Source organism: Streptomyces sp. NC-S4, from assembly GCF_054353315.1.
The window spans coordinates 8,059,684-8,076,183 of record NZ_CM135937.1 but is presented as its reverse complement, the minus strand read 5'-3'; the positions used below and the strand labels follow the sequence as shown (position 1 = coordinate 8,076,183).

At 74.5% G+C, this 16,500-nt stretch carries 12 protein-coding genes; 5 read left to right on the top strand and 7 right to left on the bottom strand.

The features are described from left to right. Positions 1-13: 13 nt before the first annotated feature. Genes ACXNSR_RS36120 through ACXNSR_RS36110 form a run of 3 tightly spaced genes read right to left on the bottom strand, consistent with a single transcriptional unit; the run spans position 14 to position 7,118 of the window. Positions 14-976, bottom strand: a complete 963-nt coding sequence (locus ACXNSR_RS36120) for an ABC transporter ATP-binding protein (protein ID WP_458639547.1) — start codon at positions 974-976, stop codon at positions 14-16. Beyond that, positions 973-3,834, bottom strand: coding sequence for a hypothetical protein (locus ACXNSR_RS36115; RefSeq protein WP_458639546.1), 2,862 nt, complete (start codon positions 3,832-3,834; stop codon positions 973-975). Before ACXNSR_RS36115 ends, ACXNSR_RS36120 begins: the two co-directional genes overlap by 4 nt. Then, positions 3,831-7,118, bottom strand: a complete 3,288-nt coding sequence (locus ACXNSR_RS36110; protein ID WP_458639545.1) for an FtsX-like permease family protein — start codon at positions 7,116-7,118, stop codon at positions 3,831-3,833. Before ACXNSR_RS36110 ends, ACXNSR_RS36115 begins: the two co-directional genes overlap by 4 nt. A gap of 196 nt (positions 7,119-7,314) precedes the next feature. Between ACXNSR_RS36110 and ACXNSR_RS36105 the strand changes: the two genes are divergently transcribed. Next, positions 7,315-8,073: an ABC transporter ATP-binding protein gene (locus ACXNSR_RS36105; protein WP_458639544.1), complete on the top strand. Its 759-nt coding sequence runs from the start codon at positions 7,315-7,317 to the stop codon at positions 8,071-8,073. On the opposite strand, the gene ACXNSR_RS36100 is transcribed toward ACXNSR_RS36105, so the two are convergent. Then, positions 8,068-8,775 carry a DUF4232 domain-containing protein gene (locus ACXNSR_RS36100; RefSeq protein WP_458639543.1) on the bottom strand — a complete coding sequence of 236 codons (708 nt, stop codon included), beginning with the start codon at positions 8,773-8,775 and terminating at the stop codon, positions 8,068-8,070. The genes ACXNSR_RS36105 and ACXNSR_RS36100 overlap by 6 nt on opposite strands. Positions 8,776-8,996: 221 nt before the next feature. Between ACXNSR_RS36100 and ACXNSR_RS36095 the strand changes: the two genes are divergently transcribed. From ACXNSR_RS36095 to ACXNSR_RS36080, 4 genes are all read left to right on the top strand, one after another. Next, complete coding sequence (locus ACXNSR_RS36095; RefSeq protein WP_458639542.1) at positions 8,997-10,376, top strand: helix-turn-helix domain-containing protein; 1,380 nt, start codon at positions 8,997-8,999, stop codon at positions 10,374-10,376. A gap of 144 nt (positions 10,377-10,520) precedes the next feature. Further along, positions 10,521-12,197, top strand: coding sequence for an NAD(P)/FAD-dependent oxidoreductase (locus tag ACXNSR_RS36090; protein ID WP_458639541.1), 1,677 nt, complete (start codon positions 10,521-10,523; stop codon positions 12,195-12,197). Next, positions 12,194-13,675 carry an ATP-binding protein gene (locus tag ACXNSR_RS36085; RefSeq protein ID WP_458639540.1) on the top strand — a complete coding sequence of 494 codons (1,482 nt, stop codon included), beginning with the start codon at positions 12,194-12,196 and terminating at the stop codon, positions 13,673-13,675. The genes ACXNSR_RS36090 and ACXNSR_RS36085 overlap by 4 nt, the downstream gene beginning before the upstream one ends. Continuing rightward, positions 13,672-14,025 (top strand): UBP-type zinc finger domain-containing protein, encoded by a 354-nt coding sequence (locus ACXNSR_RS36080; protein ID WP_458639539.1) that lies wholly within the window; start codon positions 13,672-13,674, stop codon positions 14,023-14,025. The genes ACXNSR_RS36085 and ACXNSR_RS36080 overlap by 4 nt, the downstream gene beginning before the upstream one ends. 23 nt (positions 14,026-14,048) lie before the next feature. On the opposite strand, the gene ACXNSR_RS36075 is transcribed toward ACXNSR_RS36080, so the two are convergent. The 3 genes from ACXNSR_RS36075 to ACXNSR_RS36065 form a co-directional block, all read right to left on the bottom strand. Further along, a complete protein-coding gene (locus ACXNSR_RS36075) occupies positions 14,049-14,795 on the bottom strand; it encodes a DJ-1/PfpI family protein (protein ID WP_458639538.1) in 747 nt (248 codons plus the stop codon). Positions 14,796-14,909: 114 nt separating this feature from the next. Further along, positions 14,910-15,692, bottom strand: a complete 783-nt coding sequence (locus ACXNSR_RS36070; RefSeq protein ID WP_458639537.1) for a crotonase/enoyl-CoA hydratase family protein — start codon at positions 15,690-15,692, stop codon at positions 14,910-14,912. 75 nt (positions 15,693-15,767) lie between these two features. Continuing rightward, positions 15,768-16,490: a response regulator gene (locus ACXNSR_RS36065; protein WP_458639536.1), complete on the bottom strand. Its 723-nt coding sequence runs from the start codon at positions 16,488-16,490 to the stop codon at positions 15,768-15,770. Positions 16,491-16,500: the final 10 nt, after the last annotated feature.

Below are 16,500 nucleotides of genomic sequence, written 5' to 3'. Positions count from 1 at the left end.
TCCAGCAGTTGTTTCACTGACCCGCGCCGTCCGGGCGGAGCTCGATGTGGTCCGGGGCCAGGTCGACCGCCACTCGGTGTTCCATGCCCAGGGCCTCCAGGAACTTCGGGGGGAGCTGGACGCGGCCGGAGCGGTCGAGGACGACGTACTCGCGTTCGCTGATGGACTCCTCGCCGTGTTCGTCGGTGACCAGGCGGCGCAGGACCTCGCTGCTGGTGCGGCCGTCGCGGATCGCCACGGTCCGGCGGACCTCGCCCGCCACCATCGGGTCGTGCGTCACGATGACCACCGTCACGCCGAGTTCCTTGTTCACGGTCCGGAAGGTCTCGAAGACCGCCGCGGCCGTCTCGGAGTCCAGTTCGCCCGTGGGTTCGTCGGCGAGCAGCACCTTGGGGTCGTTCGCCATCGCCACGGCGATCGCGACGCGCTGCTGCTGGCCGCCTGACAGTTGCGCCGGGTGCCGGTGCGCCAGGTCGCCGATCCCGAGGGCCTCCAGGATCTCCCCGACCCGGGCCGTGCGGCGCGCGCTCGCGCCGCGGCGGGGGCTGTCGCCCTTCAACTGCATCGGCAGGGCGACGTTCTGGGCGGCCGTCAGGAACGGCAGCAGGTTGCGGGCCGTCTGCTGGAAGACGAACCCGACCGCTTCGCGCCGGTACCGCAGCCGGTCCCGCGCCGACAGTTCCAGCAGGTCGTAGCCGGCGACCGCCGCGCTGCCGGCCGTGGGGACGTCCAGGCCGGCCAGGATGTTCAAGAGGGTGGACTTGCCGCTGCCGGAGGCACCGACGAGGGCCATCAGGTCGCCCTGCTCGACCGTCAGTTCCAGCCCCTGGAGGGCCTGTACCTCGATGCCGTCCTGGCTGAAGATCCGGACCAGGCGGTCGCAGGCGATCGCGGCGTCCGCCGCCGGGGTGCGCGGCTCCGCGGCGGCCGTCGCCCGGCGGCGCAGCTCCTCGTACGTCGGCTGGTCGGTGTTCAACGCTGGTCTCCCGCTCTCAACTCGGTGGTGATCTGCCGTCGCCCGGATGTCGCCGCCTCCACGCACACGGCCGTGGCGACCAGGGCGGCCAGGCCCAGGGCCTGGGTCAGTACGGGGCCCGCCGTCAGCCGCACTCCGTTCGGTACGTGCGCGCCGACCAGCGTGGACAGGTCCATCGCCGGGCCCAGCAGGGCCACGGCGGCCGCTGCCACCAGGGCCCCGCCCAGCGTCGCGGCCAGGGTCTGGGGCAGGGTCTCGGCGAGGATCAGCGCCACGCCCTGCCTGCGGCGCAGCCCCATGGTGCGCAGCCGGGCCAGCAGCGCCGCACGTTCGGGGACGGTCCGCATCAGTGTCAGCAGTACGGCCAGCAGGGCGAAGCCCGCCGCTCCGGCCATCGAGGCCCAGAAGAGGCGCTGTGCCGAGCGCTGCAGCGGATCGGCGCCCAGCGCGGTGACGGCTTCGGCGCTGGTGTGCACGGGGTACACCTCGTCGAGCGGGGCCGGGCCCGCGGCGGAACCGGAACCCGGGATCGGTGCCGGTGCCGGGGCCGTGGTCCCGGACGGCGCCGGGAGCTTGGAGCGGACCAGCGCGCGCAGCCGGTCACTGTCGATGTCGCCGAGGCCGAGCCACCGGTTGGCGCGGTCGGCGCCGCCCATGAGGGCCGTCGCGGCGCCCGCCGGCACGACGACGGTCGCGGCGTCCCGCGCCGGATGGGCCGGGGTGCAGTTGACCATGCCCACGACGCGTACCTTCAGCTCCCCGCCGTCACCGGGCTGCACCGTGTACGTGCCGCCCTGCTTGGCCTGTCCGGCCAGGCTCGCGCTGAACAGCGCGGGCACCGGGGCGCCGGGGGACGGCGTACCGCCGGCGGCCAGCAGGGCGGGATCGAAGGATCCGCAGCCGAGGACCCGGGACAGTTCCGCGTACGCGGCCGGCTCGGCGGCGATCACGGTGACCTGGCTGGACCTCACGGAGGTGCCGAGCAGGGCGGAGTCGTGGTCGATCCACAGCGGCACGGACGTCCGTACGCCCGGCAGCTCGCCCGCGGCCTTCGCGAGCCCCGCCGGGAGCGGGGTCTTCCCGTACGCGGAGATCGCCGCGTCGCCGCCGACGGTGAGCCGGGCCACCCCCAGCCGGGACGACTCCACCGAATGCAGCACGGCGGCACCGAATCCCCCGGTGGTGATGGCGACGAGCAGCGCGACCATCGGCAGGACGGAGGGGCCGGTCCGGCCGCGGGCCCCCGTGGCGGTGGTCGCCGGGCCGCGGGCGGCCCGCGCGAGTCCCAGGAAGCCGACGAGTCCGGAGCCGCGGCCTGCGGCCCGGGCGAGCCATCCGGTGACCACCGGCTGGAGCCGGGCCAGCAGCAGCCCGCCGCACAGGGCGAGCAGCAGCGGGGCGGCGACGAGCAGCGGGTCGAGGTCGCTGCCGGGTGGGGCGACCCCGCGGCGGCGGACCTCCACCACGGCGGCGGCGGTGGCGATGAGGACGAGCAGTTCGGCCACGGGCCTGCGCCACCGCCCGGCCGGGCGGGCCGGGGTCAGCAGTACGGCCGCCCGTACGGGGAAGGCCAGCAGGGCGAGCAGGGCCACGGCCGCGGCGCAGAGCAGGGTGGGCGCGAGCCGGGGGGTGGGCAGCAGCAGGACGGCGAGCGCGGTGGCGGCCGCGGCCGCCGGAATTACGGTGACGGCGCCCTCGCCGATGAGCCGGCCGACGATGGCGGCGCGCGAGCCGCCGCGTGCGAGCAGCAGTCGCAGTTCGGCGTCGCGGCGGTCGGCCGCGAGTGCGCCGGCCAGGCACAGGACGACGAAGGCGACGCCGCCGACCCCGGCGGGTCCGATCGCGGCGAGCGGCGCCGCGGCTTGGGTCCGGACGCGGGCTTCCTCCAGCCGCTCGGGCAGCCACGAGGTGGTGTGCAGCCCGGGGCGGCCGGTCTCCCGGGCGAGGGTGGCCGCGGTGGGCCCGGCGAGGAAGGAGGCGATGTCCTTCCTCGTGGCGTCGAGCCGGTCGGCCCGCAGGTGGCCGATGTCCACCGGCAGCTGCCAGAAGTCCTCGGCGGTGCGGCTCCAGGTGCTCATCCGGTCGAGGTCCCCGGTGCCGACGAGGGCGTCGACGTCCCAGGCGAGGCTCTCGTTGTAGTAGTGCTCGCAGGCGCGGGCGAGGCACCCCAGGTTGTCCGTCCAGAAGTCGTCGCTCTCGTCGAGGACGGTGTAGAGACCGACGACCTCGACGGACGGTGTGGTGTCCACTCGGGCCGCGGTCTTCAGGACGGATCCGACGCGGGCGCCGAGGGTCGCGGCGGCCTTCTGCGAGAGGGCGACCTGGAGGGGCGCCGTCTCCCCGGGGGCTGCCTGGGCGGGGGCCGTGGGCGTGCTGCTCGGCCAGCGTCCCTCCGCCAGCTTCACATGGGCCTCCGCCTGGCGGACGTGCAGGAGGTTCATGCTGGGCGGAAAGCCGGAGGGACGGGAGAGTTCCGGATTCAGCAGCTCCTGCCGCTTGGTGGTGCGTGCGCCGTGGACCGTCGACTCCGGGTCCACGCGGAAGGTGGATCCGGTCCGCTCGAGCAGTTTCTCCAGCGTGGCGTCCAGGGCCTGGGCGCTCTGCCCGCTGTCGGGGGAGGGAGCGTCCACCTGCAGGCTGGCGTTGCCGGCTGCGCTGCGTTCCAGGAAGGACCGCAGGGCCTGGTCGGCGCCCCGGTCCTGGGCCCGTGGCAGCGCGGCGGCCAGCAGGACGGCGACGAAGGCCAGCGCGGCACCGAGCAGGGTGGCCAGGGGCGCCGCCCTCAGCCGGGTCCTGACCCAGGGCGCGGGCCGGGGGGCGGTGGCCGACGGCGGGGTGGCGGGCGGCGGGGTGGTCACATCTCCTCCACGGGACGCAGCCGGGCGGCGATGTCGCGGCCCCGGGGGCCGCTGAGCGCGGCCGACAGCAGGGGAACGGCTGCGATGGCGGCGACCGTGAGCACGGTCTGCCAGAACGGCATGTCCACGCGTACGGGCGGGAACGGCCGCCCGGCGGCGGGTGTCAGCACGACCAGGGGCGCCATCAGGTGGACGAGGGCGACACCCAGCCCGGTCCCGACCGCGGACCCGATGGCGATCAGCACCCCGCCCTCGGCGGCGGACGCGAGGGCCAGCGAGCGGCGCGGGGTGCCGAGTGCGAGCAGGACCGAGAACTCCCGTCCGCGCACGCGTCGTTCGGCGGCGGTGGAGGTCGCGAAGCCGATGGCCGCCAGGACCGCACAGGCGGCGGCGAGGGCGGCCAGGGCGCTCTGCGGGCCGGCGCTCAGCGGGTCGTCCAGCAGCCGTTCGGTGATCTCTTCGCGCAGTTGGACGCGTTCGATCCGGGCACCTTCGCGCAGCTTGTCCGCCGCGCGGGCCGGGACCGGGTCGGCGGCCGAGTCGGCGGGCAGCCACCACTCGGTGGGCGTGGGCGGCTGCTGGCCGACGGATTCCAGCAGGTACCGGCCGAGCACGTGCAGGTCGACGGCGAGCGCCGAGCGGCCGGCCACGGGCAGGGAGTCCACGGAGGCGGTGATGCGCATCTGGACGCCGGCGCCGTCCAGCGAAACGGGGACCGTATCGCCGACGGCGGCGCCCAGGGACGCCAGGTAGCGGGTGGTGGCGACCGCGGGGACGGCGGTGGGGGCCGGGCCGGCGGGCGCGGGGAACACCACGGTGTTGGCGCCCTGCAGGGTGCCGAAGCCGCCCCAGTAGCGCAGCCGCAGCAGGTCCGTGGAGCCGGCCGCGACCGGGACGGGCTCGGGGACCCTCCGGGGGCCGCTCGCCTGCGGGAGCGAGGTCCGCCAGCCGCCGGCGTTCGCGGGTGCGGCGACGCCCGTGGCGGCGCCGTCCGCGGTGTTGGAGACGGCGATCCGGCGCAGGGTCAGTTCGCTGCCGTCGCCCGGGTCGTCTCCGTCGCCTGCGTACGAGAGGCGTATCCCCGCCAGGGTCAGCGGGGTGGCCGTCGATCCGACCGGGGCGCCGGTCAGCGCGTCGAGGAGGAAGGGGAGGGTGACGTCGCCGCCCTGGGGCAGGGTGACCGAGGGCGTCCCGTAGACGGCGCCGAACCGGTCGCGCAGCAGCAGGCTCACGGCGGCCCAGCTCATCCCGGAGGACCGGACCGACACGTCGAGGTCGATCCGGCGCGGGGAGCCGGGCAGGGTGACACCGGAGCCCGCGGCGGCGGCCGCGGCGCCCGGCTCGCCGGCAGCGAGCGGGGTGAACAGGTCGCGCATGCCGTGCCCGCCGCGCAGGTCCTCGCGCAGCGGCACCCGTTCGCCCGTCTTGGCGGCGTCCAGCGCGACGAGGTCGGCGGGCTTCCCGTCCGGCAGCTTCTGCTCCCGGCGGACCACCGGGATGAGGCGGTCGCCGCCGGGCAGGGCCCCGTAGCGTCCGCCCTGCCCCATCGGGGACATGCTGCTGCCGGAGATCCGCAGGCCGCCCGCGGTCGCGAAGTCGGCCTGGTCGCGCTGGGACGCGGACCACCCGGCGTGCTGGCCGAGCGCCAGGATCCCGCTGGCCACGGCGAGTACGAGCAGCAGCACGGGCCCGGTGGCCCGGCCGGGCCGTCGGGCGAGCTGCCAGCCGAACAGGGCGGGGCCCAGGCTCCGGCCGCGCGCCGCCAGCCGTCCCCCGGCCCGTGCCGCGAACGGCAGCAGGCGCAGGACCAGCAGGGTGCCGCCGCACAGGGCCAGGGCGGGGGCGGCGACCAGGACGGGGTCGACACCGAGCCCGCCGGCGGAGGCTCCGGGCGCGGGGGCGTCCGTACCGCCGTACTGCGAGAGCTGCTGGTAGCCGAGGACGGCGAGGACCACGACGGCCAGGTCGACGCCGGAGCGGGCGGCGCCCGTCACGAGCGCCTGGCGGCTGCCCACGCGGCGCAGTACGGCGGCGGAGGCCCCGCGCAGGACGGAGGGCAGCGTCGTCAGCAGGACGCAGGCCAGGGCGCAGCCGCCCGCCACCGGCCAGACCAGCCAGGTGTCCGGGATCTCCAGGTGGACCCGCCCGAGCGGTCCGAACCGGCCGAACAGGCGCAGCAGGGGCGGGGTGAGCAGGGGTGCCAGGACGGCCGCGGGCAGGGCGAGCAGCAGGGACTCGGCCGCGGTGAGCGCGCCGAGGCGGCGCCGGGATGCGCCGCGCGCGGTGAGCAGGACGCGTTCCGGTTCCTGGCGGACGGTCAGGATGTGGGCGACGAGCAGCAGTGCGGCGGTCGACAGGACGGCGAGCTGGAGCGCGCCCATCAGCAGGGTGGAACGGGCGACGACCGTGCCGGCGTCCAGCTCGGCCAGCAGGGTGGGCAGTTCGGTGGCGGCCCGCAGGGAGCGGGCGCGTTCGAGGGTGTCGCTCGCGGGGCCGGTCGCGGTCCGGACGGCCTCGGCCTCGGCGGTGCGGACCGTGCGCAGGTCCGGGGTGAGCAGCGTGAGGCGGTGGTTCTGCAGGAGGCCGCCGGTGGTGAAGGCGCTGTCGTCCACCAGGAACGGGCCGTAGATGGCGAAGGTGTCGGCCTGGACCTCGCGGCCGCCGAGGGGGTCGAGCCGCCAGTAGGCGGCGTCCGGATCGACGGCCCGGTACACACCGGTGACCAGCACGGTCAGCGGTGCGCCGCCGAACCGGTCGTCCAGCCGGACGGGGGCGGGCAGCGCGGACTCGGCCAGGCCGAGCCGGGCGAGCGCCGCCCGCGGCACGGCGACCTGGGTCGGCGCCGGCGGGGCGCCGGCGCCCGGGGGTGCGGCGACCGGGGCGGGCCACGCACCGGCGAGCAGCCGTACGTGGTCCTTGCCGAGGGCGGCGAGCAGGGTCAGGTCGGCGTCGCGGCCGGAGGCGGCGACACCCGGCAGTCCGTACGAGCGGCTGCGGGCCACGCTCTCGGAGGCCACCGGGAGCCGCCCGAACACCTCGTCCGCGAAGGCCCGTACGGCCTCGTCGTCCTTGGTGCGGGCATCGGCGGGCCGGCCGCTGGTGATGACGACGGTGGTCCGGGGCTGCGCCGTCCCGGTCAGGGCCCGCCGGAGCCCTTCCTCGCCCACGCCACGGGTGAATGCCGTCAGCGCGGTCAGTGTGGTCGCGGTGATCAGTACGGTGAGCAGCACGGCGACGGCGAGCGGCCATCGCCCGCGCAGTCGGCGCACGACGAAGCCGAGCACGTGTTGTTTTCCTCCCCCGTCCGGACCTGAAGTACCGGATAGCGGACGATGCTGTCAGATGTGATCGGTGGAGGGAAGGGGCTTGCGTGATTGGTGCGACGGATGCGCAAATGCGATCAGAAAGCTGCAGCGGCAGATTCTGCGGGACGCGGGGACGGGCGCTCCGCGCGGACGATTCGACGGGGGAACAGACGCGATGAGGGATCACCAGGCACCGGCGACGGTCGCGACGCGGGCGGGGCGGGACGGCGGAGGCGAACGCGAACGCGACGGCTCCCCGATCGTGGTCGTCGACGACGTGCACCACAGCTTCGGCAGCGGGCCGCAGGCCGTCCACGCCCTGCGCGGCGTGTCCTTCGAGGTCCGCCGCGGCGAACTCACCGCGCTCCGGGGCCGGTCGGGCTCCGGCAAGACGACCCTGCTGAACCTCGTCGGCGGCCTCGACTCCCCGAGCGGCGGCCGGATCACCCTCGACGGCACCGACCTGGCGGCCCTCGACGAGCCGGGCCTGCTCGCCCTGCGCCGCGACCGCATCGGCTTCGTCTTCCAGTCCTTCGGCCTGATACCCGTCCTGACCGCCGCCGAGAACGTCGGTGTTCCGATGCGGCTGCGGCGCGTACCCGCCAAGGAGCGCGAGGAGCGCGCCCGGACCCTGCTGGCCCTGGTCGGACTCGCGGACCACGCCGAACAGCGGCCCGGCGAGCTCTCCGGCGGCCAGCAGCAGCGCGTGGCGGTGGCCCGCGCCCTGGCCAACGACCCGGACCTGATCATCGCGGACGAGCCGACGGGCCAGCTCGACTCGGAGACCGGCCGCTCGGTCATGGAACTGCTGCGCGCTGTGGTGCGCAGCGAGTCGGTGACCATCCTCGTCGCGACCCACGACCCCAACCTGATCGAGCTCGCCGACCGGGTCGTGGAACTGCGTGACGGCCGCATCGTCCCGACCGGCTCATGAACCGAGCGCGTCCGCGCTGTTGCGCTGCCAGTACGTGACCGACAGCGAGCTGTCGTAGGCGACACCGGCCGCCGGGAGGGGCGGGGTCGCGGACGCGCCCGCGTTGCTGAGGGGCGTCCTGCCCTGGAAGGCGATCGTGAGCCGGTGTCCGGTCGTCCCGCCCTCGCCGCTGCCGTCGGCCGCCGACAGCAGGGCCCCCGCGTAGCCCGACTCGCCCGGGGCGAGGGACACCACGGCCTGGGGCCGGGTCTGCTGCTGCGCGGCGGGCACCCACTGCATCTCGTCGAAGCGGAGCACCGGGTAGTAGGTCAGATCGCAGGTCTTCGAGCCGGTGTTCTTCACCGTGATCAGCATGTGGTTGAGCGGCCGGGAGACCGGCTGCACCGTGACGCCGGTGTTCGCGCCGTTGCACAGGACGTGCTGTTGTCCCCCCGCGGCAGTCGGAGCGGAGGGGGCCGGCCCCGTCGGCGTCGGCGAGCCCTTGGGGCCCGCCGCCGGGGTCGAGGCGGGCGGCGGAGCGGCCTGCGCGGCGGGGCTCGAAGCGGCTGCCTCTCCCCCGTCCTTGAAGCCCGTACCGTCCTCGCACCCGGTGAGGGAGAGGACCACGAGGGAGGCGACGGCCGCACCCGCGAGGCGCGGGGAGGCGTGCGGGCGGGAGGTACGGGCGGCTCGGACGAGGGGTGTGCGGTGGAACGCGTGCATGGCTGACGGCCTCTCATGGGGCATGACGGAAGGGCCCGGTCGGGGTCCGCCGGGACCGTCCGCCGGGAGCGGTGTGCTTGGATGACCTCAGCCTGAGCGGTGATCCGTCCCAGCCGCCACATCCGCTGGGCCATCAGGAACGCTGGAATGCCTGCACAGGCTCTGATCTGCGCAAACAACCTGTTCCTGGGATGCGGGACAGGACACGGGTGGGGGGAACGGTGTCGCAGGACACGGCTGGGTCCGGGTTCGCCGGGCTGCTGAGGGAGTTGAAGGACCGGTCCGGCCTCAGCTACGGAACGCTCGCCAAGCGGCTCCACATGAGTGCGTCGACCCTGCACCGCTACTGCAGCGGCGAGGTCGTCCCTGCGGACTACGCACCGGTCGAACGGCTCGCCCGCCTGTGCAAGGCCTCGCCCGAGGAACTCCTCGCCCTGCACCGGAGTTGGGTGCGGGCCGATACGAACCGCCCGCGCAAGGGGGCGGACACGAGCGGCACCGTGCAGGAAGTGGCCGGGGCACCCGTCGCAACCGGAACCCTTCCGGTCGACGCGGCCGAGGTCCACGACGTGACGGACGCACCCGAAACGGCCGAGGCGGTGGCCGAGGTCGCAGAAGGGACCACCGCCGAGCCGACCGCGCCGACCGCCCCGACCCGGCGTCGCCGCCCGCGCGGGGCCGTGATCGCCGGGATCGCGGTGACGGTCGTGGCCGCCGTCACCGCCCTGGCCGGCGTGCTCACCCTCGACGCGCGCCCGCCGGAACAGGACGTCGACCTCCGGGACGGCCCCGTCGGTGCCATGAGCCGGTCCCCCGCCGGGCAGCAGCCCCCTGACGGCCCGGCCGGGACGTCGCCCGCCCAGGCCCCGCCTTCGTCCGCCTCGCCGTCGTCGTCGCCGTCCGCGCCCCGAGCCTCGTCATCGGAGACCACGCCGGCAGCCCCCGCAGCGGGAGACGGCAGCAGCGGGGGCGGCGACACCGCCGCCGGAACGCCGGTGAAGGTGACGACCCGCCCCCACACCTGGGAGGCCCCCTGCGGCCAGCACTACCTGATCGACAAGCCCCCGGCCCAGGTGGGACCGCCTCCCGTGGAACGGGACGCACCCGCCTGGGTGGCGGCAGCCGGGGCCGTACCCGCGGGCGAGCAGTACGTCACCCTCACCCTGCAGGGAACCGGCGCGGGCACGGTGGTACTGGACGGCCTGACCGTCCGCACGGTCGCCAAGCGTGCGCCGCTCCCCTGGAACGACTACGCCATGGGCTACCCGGGGGTGGGCTGCGGCGCGGGCGTCCCGACCCGCTCCTTCGGCGTGGCCCTGGACTCCGCGCGCCCGGCCGTCGCGCCCCTGCCGGGCCAGCGGGACTTCCCCTTCTCGGTGAGCGAGTCGGATCCGGAGGTGTTCCACGTCAAGGCCGCCACCTCCGCCCACGACGTGAGCTGGTACCTGGAGCTGTCCTGGTCCAGCGGCTCCCGCCACGGCACTCTCAGGATCGACCACAACGGCAAGCCGTTCCGCACCAGCGGAAGCGGGGGCCGCACCGGCTACGAGTTCCCCCTCGGCGGCGACGGATGGGTCGGGGCGGGCACGACGGTCCATTGACCAGGAGCGATCGGGTGTGTACCCGGAGCGCACTCTCCGCGTCGTCCCGGAGCGTTCCCGGAGGATCGACCCTACGATGGGCGGGAAGCGGCGCGGGCGGCTCGCCGTGCCGCCCGCCCAGAGCACTCGGGGTGGAGACGACGTATGGCACAGGCCGCCGACACAGCGCGGACCGTCATCCTGACCGTGGACGACGACCCGGGGGTCTCCCGGGCCATCGCCCGTGACCTGCGGCGTCGCTACGGCGCCGAGTACCGGATCGTGCGGGCCGAGTCGGGCGAGTCCGCGCTGGACGCGCTGCGCGAGCTGAAGCTGCGCGGCGACCTGGTGGCCGTGATCCTCGCCGACTACCGGATGCCGCAGATGAACGGCATCGAGTTCCTCGAACAGGCCCTGGCGGTGTACCCGGGCGCCCGGAGGGTGCTGCTCACCGCGTACGCCGACACCAACGCGGCGATCGACGCGATCAACGTCGTCGACCTCGACCACTACCTGCTCAAGCCCTGGGACCCGCCGGAGGAGAAGCTCTACCCGGTCGTGGACGACCTGATCACGGCCTGGCGCACCAGCGACTACCGTCCGGTACCCGCCACCAAGGTGGTCGGGCACCGCTGGTCGGCGCGCTCCTCGGACGTGCGGGAGTTCCTGGCCCGCAACCAGGTGCCGTACCGCTGGTACTCCTCCGACGAACCGGAGGGGCGGCGGCTGCTGGAGGCGGCCGGTGCCGACGGGCAGCGGCTACCGCTGGTCATCACGCCCGAGGGCACCGCGCTGATCGAACCGGAGGCACCCGAACTGGCCTCCCACGTGGGGCTCGCGACGACGCCCGCGGCCGACTTCTACGACCTCGTCGTCATCGGCGGCGGCCCGGCCGGGCTCGGCTCCGCGGTGTACGGGGCCTCCGAGGGGCTGCGCACCGTACTGGTCGAGCGGTCGGCGACCGGCGGGCAGGCCGGCCAGAGCTCCCGCATCGAGAACTACCTCGGCTTCCCGGACGGCGTGTCGGGCGCCCAGCTCACCGAGCGCGCGCGCCGCCAGGCCGGCCGGTTCGGCGCCGAGATCCTCACGGCGCGCGAGGTCACGGGGCTGGAGGTCAACGGCGCGGCGCGCGTGGTCCGCTTCTCGGACGGCTCGGCGATCGCCGCGCACAGCGTCATCCTGGCGACCGGGGTGTCGTACCGGCAGCTGCGCGCGCCGGGCTGCGACCAGCTGACCGGCTGCGGGGTGTACTACGGCTCCTCGCTCACCGAGGCGGCCTCCTGCCAGGGGCAGGACGTGTACATCGTGGGCGGCGCCAACTCGGCCGGACAGGCGGCGATGTACCTGGCGCGGGGCGCCAAGTCCGTGACGCTGCTGGTGCGCGGGGAGTCCCTGACGGCGTCGATGTCGTACTACCTGATCCAGCAGATCGAGGAGACGCCGAACATCACCGTGCGCACCCGGACGGTCGTCGAGGCGGCGCACGGCGAGGGGCACCTGGAACAGCTGACCCTGCGCGACCTGGACGGCGGAGCGAGCGAACTCGTCGACGCGCAGTGGATGTTCGTGTTCATCGGCGCGGCCCCGCTGACGGACTGGCTGGACGGTACGGTGCTGCGCGACGAGCACGGTTTCATCCTGACCGGGCCGGACCTCACCGCGGACGGGCGGCCACCGGCCGCATGGGAACTGGACCGGCCGCCCTACCACCTGGAGACCAACATTCCCGGCGTGTTCGTGGCGGGCGACGCGCGCGCCCAGTCCGCCAAACGCGTCGCGTCCGCCGTCGGAGAGGGAGCCATGGCCGTGATGCTCGTCCACCGGTACCTGGAGCAGTCATGAGCGGCCGGCCCATGCCGTGCAGCCCGCAGGAGATCGCCTCGCTGTTCCTGTTCGAGAAGCTCACCCCGGAGCAGCTCGGACGGCTGTGCGCCGAGGGGCGGGTGGAGCGGTTCGAACCCGGTCCGGTCTACACCGAGGGCTCCCCGGCCACCTGCTTCTACGTGATGATCGAGGGCACCGTCGTGCTGTTCCGCCGGGTCGGCGGCGACGACGTCGAGGTGAGCCGCACCTCGCAGCGCGGCGTGTACGCGGGGGCCATGCAGGCCTACCTGGGCGACCAGGTGCCGCAGACGTACACCAACTCGATGCGGGTGACCGAGCCGACGCGGTTCTTCGTGCTGCCCGCGCAGTCGTTCGCGGACATCATGCAGGAGTGGTTCCCGATGGCGGCGCACCTGCTGGAGGGGCTGTTCTTCGGCTCGAAGAACACCCAGCGGGCCATCGGGCAGCGCGAACGGCTGCTGGCGCTCGGCTCCTTGTCCGCCGGCCTCACCCACGAGCTCAACAATCCGGCGGCGGCCGCCGTCCGGGCCACGGCGACGCTGCGGGAACGGGTCGGCAAGATGCGGCACAAGCTGGCCCACATCTCCCAGGGCCAGTACTCGCGCGAGACGATCGCCGACCTCATCGAGATCCAGGAGCGCACCGTCGAACGCGTCGCGAAGGCGACGGCGCTCAGCCCGCTGGAGGCCTCCGACCGTGAGGACGAGCTCGCCGACTGGCTGGACGACCACGGCATCGCGGAGGGCTGGCGGCTCGCGCCGACCTTCGTGCAGGCCGGACTGGACACGGACTGGCTGGACCAGGTCGCGGCGACCGTGGCCGAGGAGATCCTGCCGTCGGCGATCGGCTGGCTCAACTACACGGTCGAGACCGAACTGCTGATGGACGAGATCGACGACTCCACCACCCGCATCTCCCATCTCGTGGACGCCGCCAAGCAGTACTCGCAGCTCGACCGCGCCCCGTACCGGGTCGTCGACGTCCACGAACTCCTCGACAGCACCCTGCTGATGCTGTCCGGCAAGCTCGGCTCCCGGGTGCGGGTGGTCAAGGAGTACGACCGTTCCCTGCCGGAGGTGCCCGCCTACCCGGCGGAGCTCAACCAGGTGTGGACCAACCTCATCGACAACGCCGTGTTCGCCATCGGGAGCACCGGCGGCGAGGGCACGCTGACGGTCCGCACGGCGCGCGAGGGCGACCGCCTGCTGGTGGAGTTCCGCGACACCGGGCCCGGTGTCCCGGCGGACATCCGCAGCCGGATCTTCGACCCCTTCTTCACCACCAAGCCGGTCGGCGAAGGCACCGGCCTGGGCCTCGACATCTCCTGGCGGATCGTCGTGAACAAGCACCACGGCAGCCTCCAGGTCGAGTCCGCCCCGGGGGACACCCGGTTCCAGGTGCTGCTGCCACTGACCGCCCCGGCCCCCGAGACCGGATCCGAGACCGCGACCGCGACCACTGAGGAGCCCGTATGAGCGACATCGAGGGAATCGACCCCGGCACCGCGCCCACCGGCACCGGCTGCGTCGAGTGCGACGAGCTGGGCGGCTGGTGGTTCCACCTGCGGCGCTGCGCCCAGTGCGGCCACGTCGGCTGCTGCGACTCCTCGCCGGCCCAGCACGCCACCGCCCACTGGAAGTCCTCCGGCCACCCCCTGGTGCAGAGCTTCGAGCCGGGCGAGGAGTGGTTCTGGAACTACGACACGGACGCGCTCTACGACTCCGGCCCCGAACTGGCCGCTCCGCGCGAGCACCCGGCGGACCAGCCGGCCCCGGGCCCGGCCGGCCGGGTCCCCGAGGACTGGACGCAGCGCCTGAACCGCTGAACCGCTGACGGTCCGACCCGCGGCTACCGGCCGGCGGCGACGGGCGGCGTCCACACCGTGCCGCGGGCCTCGTACTCGAGCATGGCCTCCACCGCGGTCGCCGCGTCCGCGCCCAGTTCCCGGCGCACGAGCCACAGGGCGAGGTCCAGCCCGCTGGTGATGCCGCCCGCGGTGACCAGGTCTCCGTCGTCCACCACGCGGGCGTTCTTCAGGAGGCCGCCCTGCTTCTCCAGGTCGGGGCGCGCCTTGTGGTGGGTGGTGCAGGGGCGCCTCGTGGTCAGCCCGGCGGCGGCCAGCAGCATGGTGCCCGTGCAGACGGCGCTGACGGTCAGGCCCGGGCGTACCGCCGCTGCCAGCTTCCCCGGGAGGACGCCGCTGCGGATCTCGGCCCACACTCCGGGGCTGTCGCGGCGGGCGTATCCGCCGCCCGGTACGAGGAGGACGTCCGCGGCGCGCGGGGCCCAGGCGTGCTCCACGTTCACCTGCGTACCGTAGGCGGCACGTACGGGACCGGGCCCGGAGGCGCTGACGTAGCGGACGTCGATCTCCCGGTCGGTGAAGAACCGGGCGGCCGAGAAGACCTCGTAGGGCGCGGCGAAGTCGAGCTCCTCCACTCCCTCGTACATGACGACGTGGACGCGTAACGGCCCCGTCGGCTTCCCGGCGCCGGCGGATCGCGGTTCGGCCGCCGCGGCCACCCCGGCGGCACCCCCCAACGCGGCCGCGGCGCCGACGGCGGCCTGGGCCCGGAGCACGTTCCTGCGGTTCATCCGATGGTTCCTTCCGACGCGCGCGGCCGAGACGCCGCTCTGCGACAGGAGTCGAAGCCGCCGGAGGAAGGGTTCCCCGTGCCGGTTGTGGCGGGTGCCACACCCCGGCGGCCGCTACTGACCGAAGGCGCCGTGCCGGCCGGCCCCGGCGGCGAACCGGCCCGCTCCGGCCCGGGTCTCCCCCGCCGTCAGTGGCACCAGGCCGTGCCGGAACTCCCCCGCCAGCGCGTCCTCCTCGGCCAGTCCGTGCTGTTCCAGGACGGACAACCGGTCGTGCCGCAGGCAGATCTGGGGGAACCCGGCGATTTCGCGGGCCAGTTCCTCGGCGGCCTGCCTCGATCGGCCCGTGGGGACCACGCGGTTGGCCAGCCCGATCGCGTGCGCTTCGGCCGCCGGGACCGGACGGCCCGTCAGGATCAGGTCCATGGCCCGGCTCTCGCCGATCAGCCGGGGCAGTCGCACCGTACCGCCGTCGATCAGGGGGACGCCCCAGCGGCGGCAGAACACGCCGAACACCGCGTCCTCCTCCGCGACCCGCAGGTCGCACCAGAGCGCCAGCTCCAGGCCGCCCGCCACCGCGTGCCCCGCGACGGCCGCGATCACCGGCTTGCCCAGCCGCATCCGGGTCGGCCCCATGGGCCCGTCGCCGGTGTCGAGCACCTGGTTGCCCCGTTCGGTGCCGATGGCCTTGAGGTCGGCGCCCGCACAGAACGTTCCGCCCTCGCCCCAGAGCACGGCGACGGCCGCGTCCGCATCGGCCTCGAACTCCCGGAAGGCGGCGGCCAGTCGTGCGGCCGTCGGACCGTCCACGGCGTTGCGCACCCCCGGCCTGCTCAGGATCACCGTGTGGACGGGGCCGTCCCGCTCCACCCGCACCGAGGCCTGCTCGTCCGCCATGCCCGCTCCCCTCCCGCTCGCCGGCCTCCATTGTGCGGGCGGGGAGGCCGCCGTGCGCGGCACTCCCCGGACGTTTCAGCCCTGCTCGCCCGCGGCGGGGCCGGAGCCGGACCCGGGGAGGCTCGTCGGGCCGCCGGGTGTCACGAGCCCCGTCTCGTAGGCGAAGACGACGACCTGGGCGCGGCTGGAGAGGCCGAGCTTGGCCATCGCGCGGTTGAGGTGGGTCTTGGCGGTGGCTTCGCTGATGAAGAGCCGCTGGGCGACTTCCGTGTTCGTCGCGCCCGTGGCCACGAGCCGCAGGACATCGCGTTCGCGGCCGGTGACGGTGTGCCATTCCGGGGCGATCGTCCCCGGCGCCGTCGGCCCGGGGTGGTACGCCTCGATCAGGCGCCTGGTGACGGTCGGCGCGAAGAGCATGTCGCCCGAGGCGACGGTGTGGACGGCTGCGATCAGGCGCTCGGGAGGCGTTTCCTTGAGCAGGAACCCGCAGGCGCCCGCACGCAGCGCGTTGTAGACGTATTCGTCGAGGTCGAAGGTGGTCAGAACCAGGATCCTCGGCGGCGCGTCACCCGTGTCGCCCGCGCGGTGCAGGATGCGCCGCGTCGCGGTGATGCCGTCGGTGCCCGGCATCCGGAGGTCCATGAGGATGACGTCGGGTGCGGTGTCCTCGGCCAGCCGGACGGCCTCCTCCCCGTCGCACGCCTCGCCGGCCACGGACAGCCCCGGCGCCGCGTTCAGCAGCGCCACCAGTCCGGCGCGGATGAGCAGTTGATCGTCGACCACCAGTACCGTGGGCATCGGGGAATTC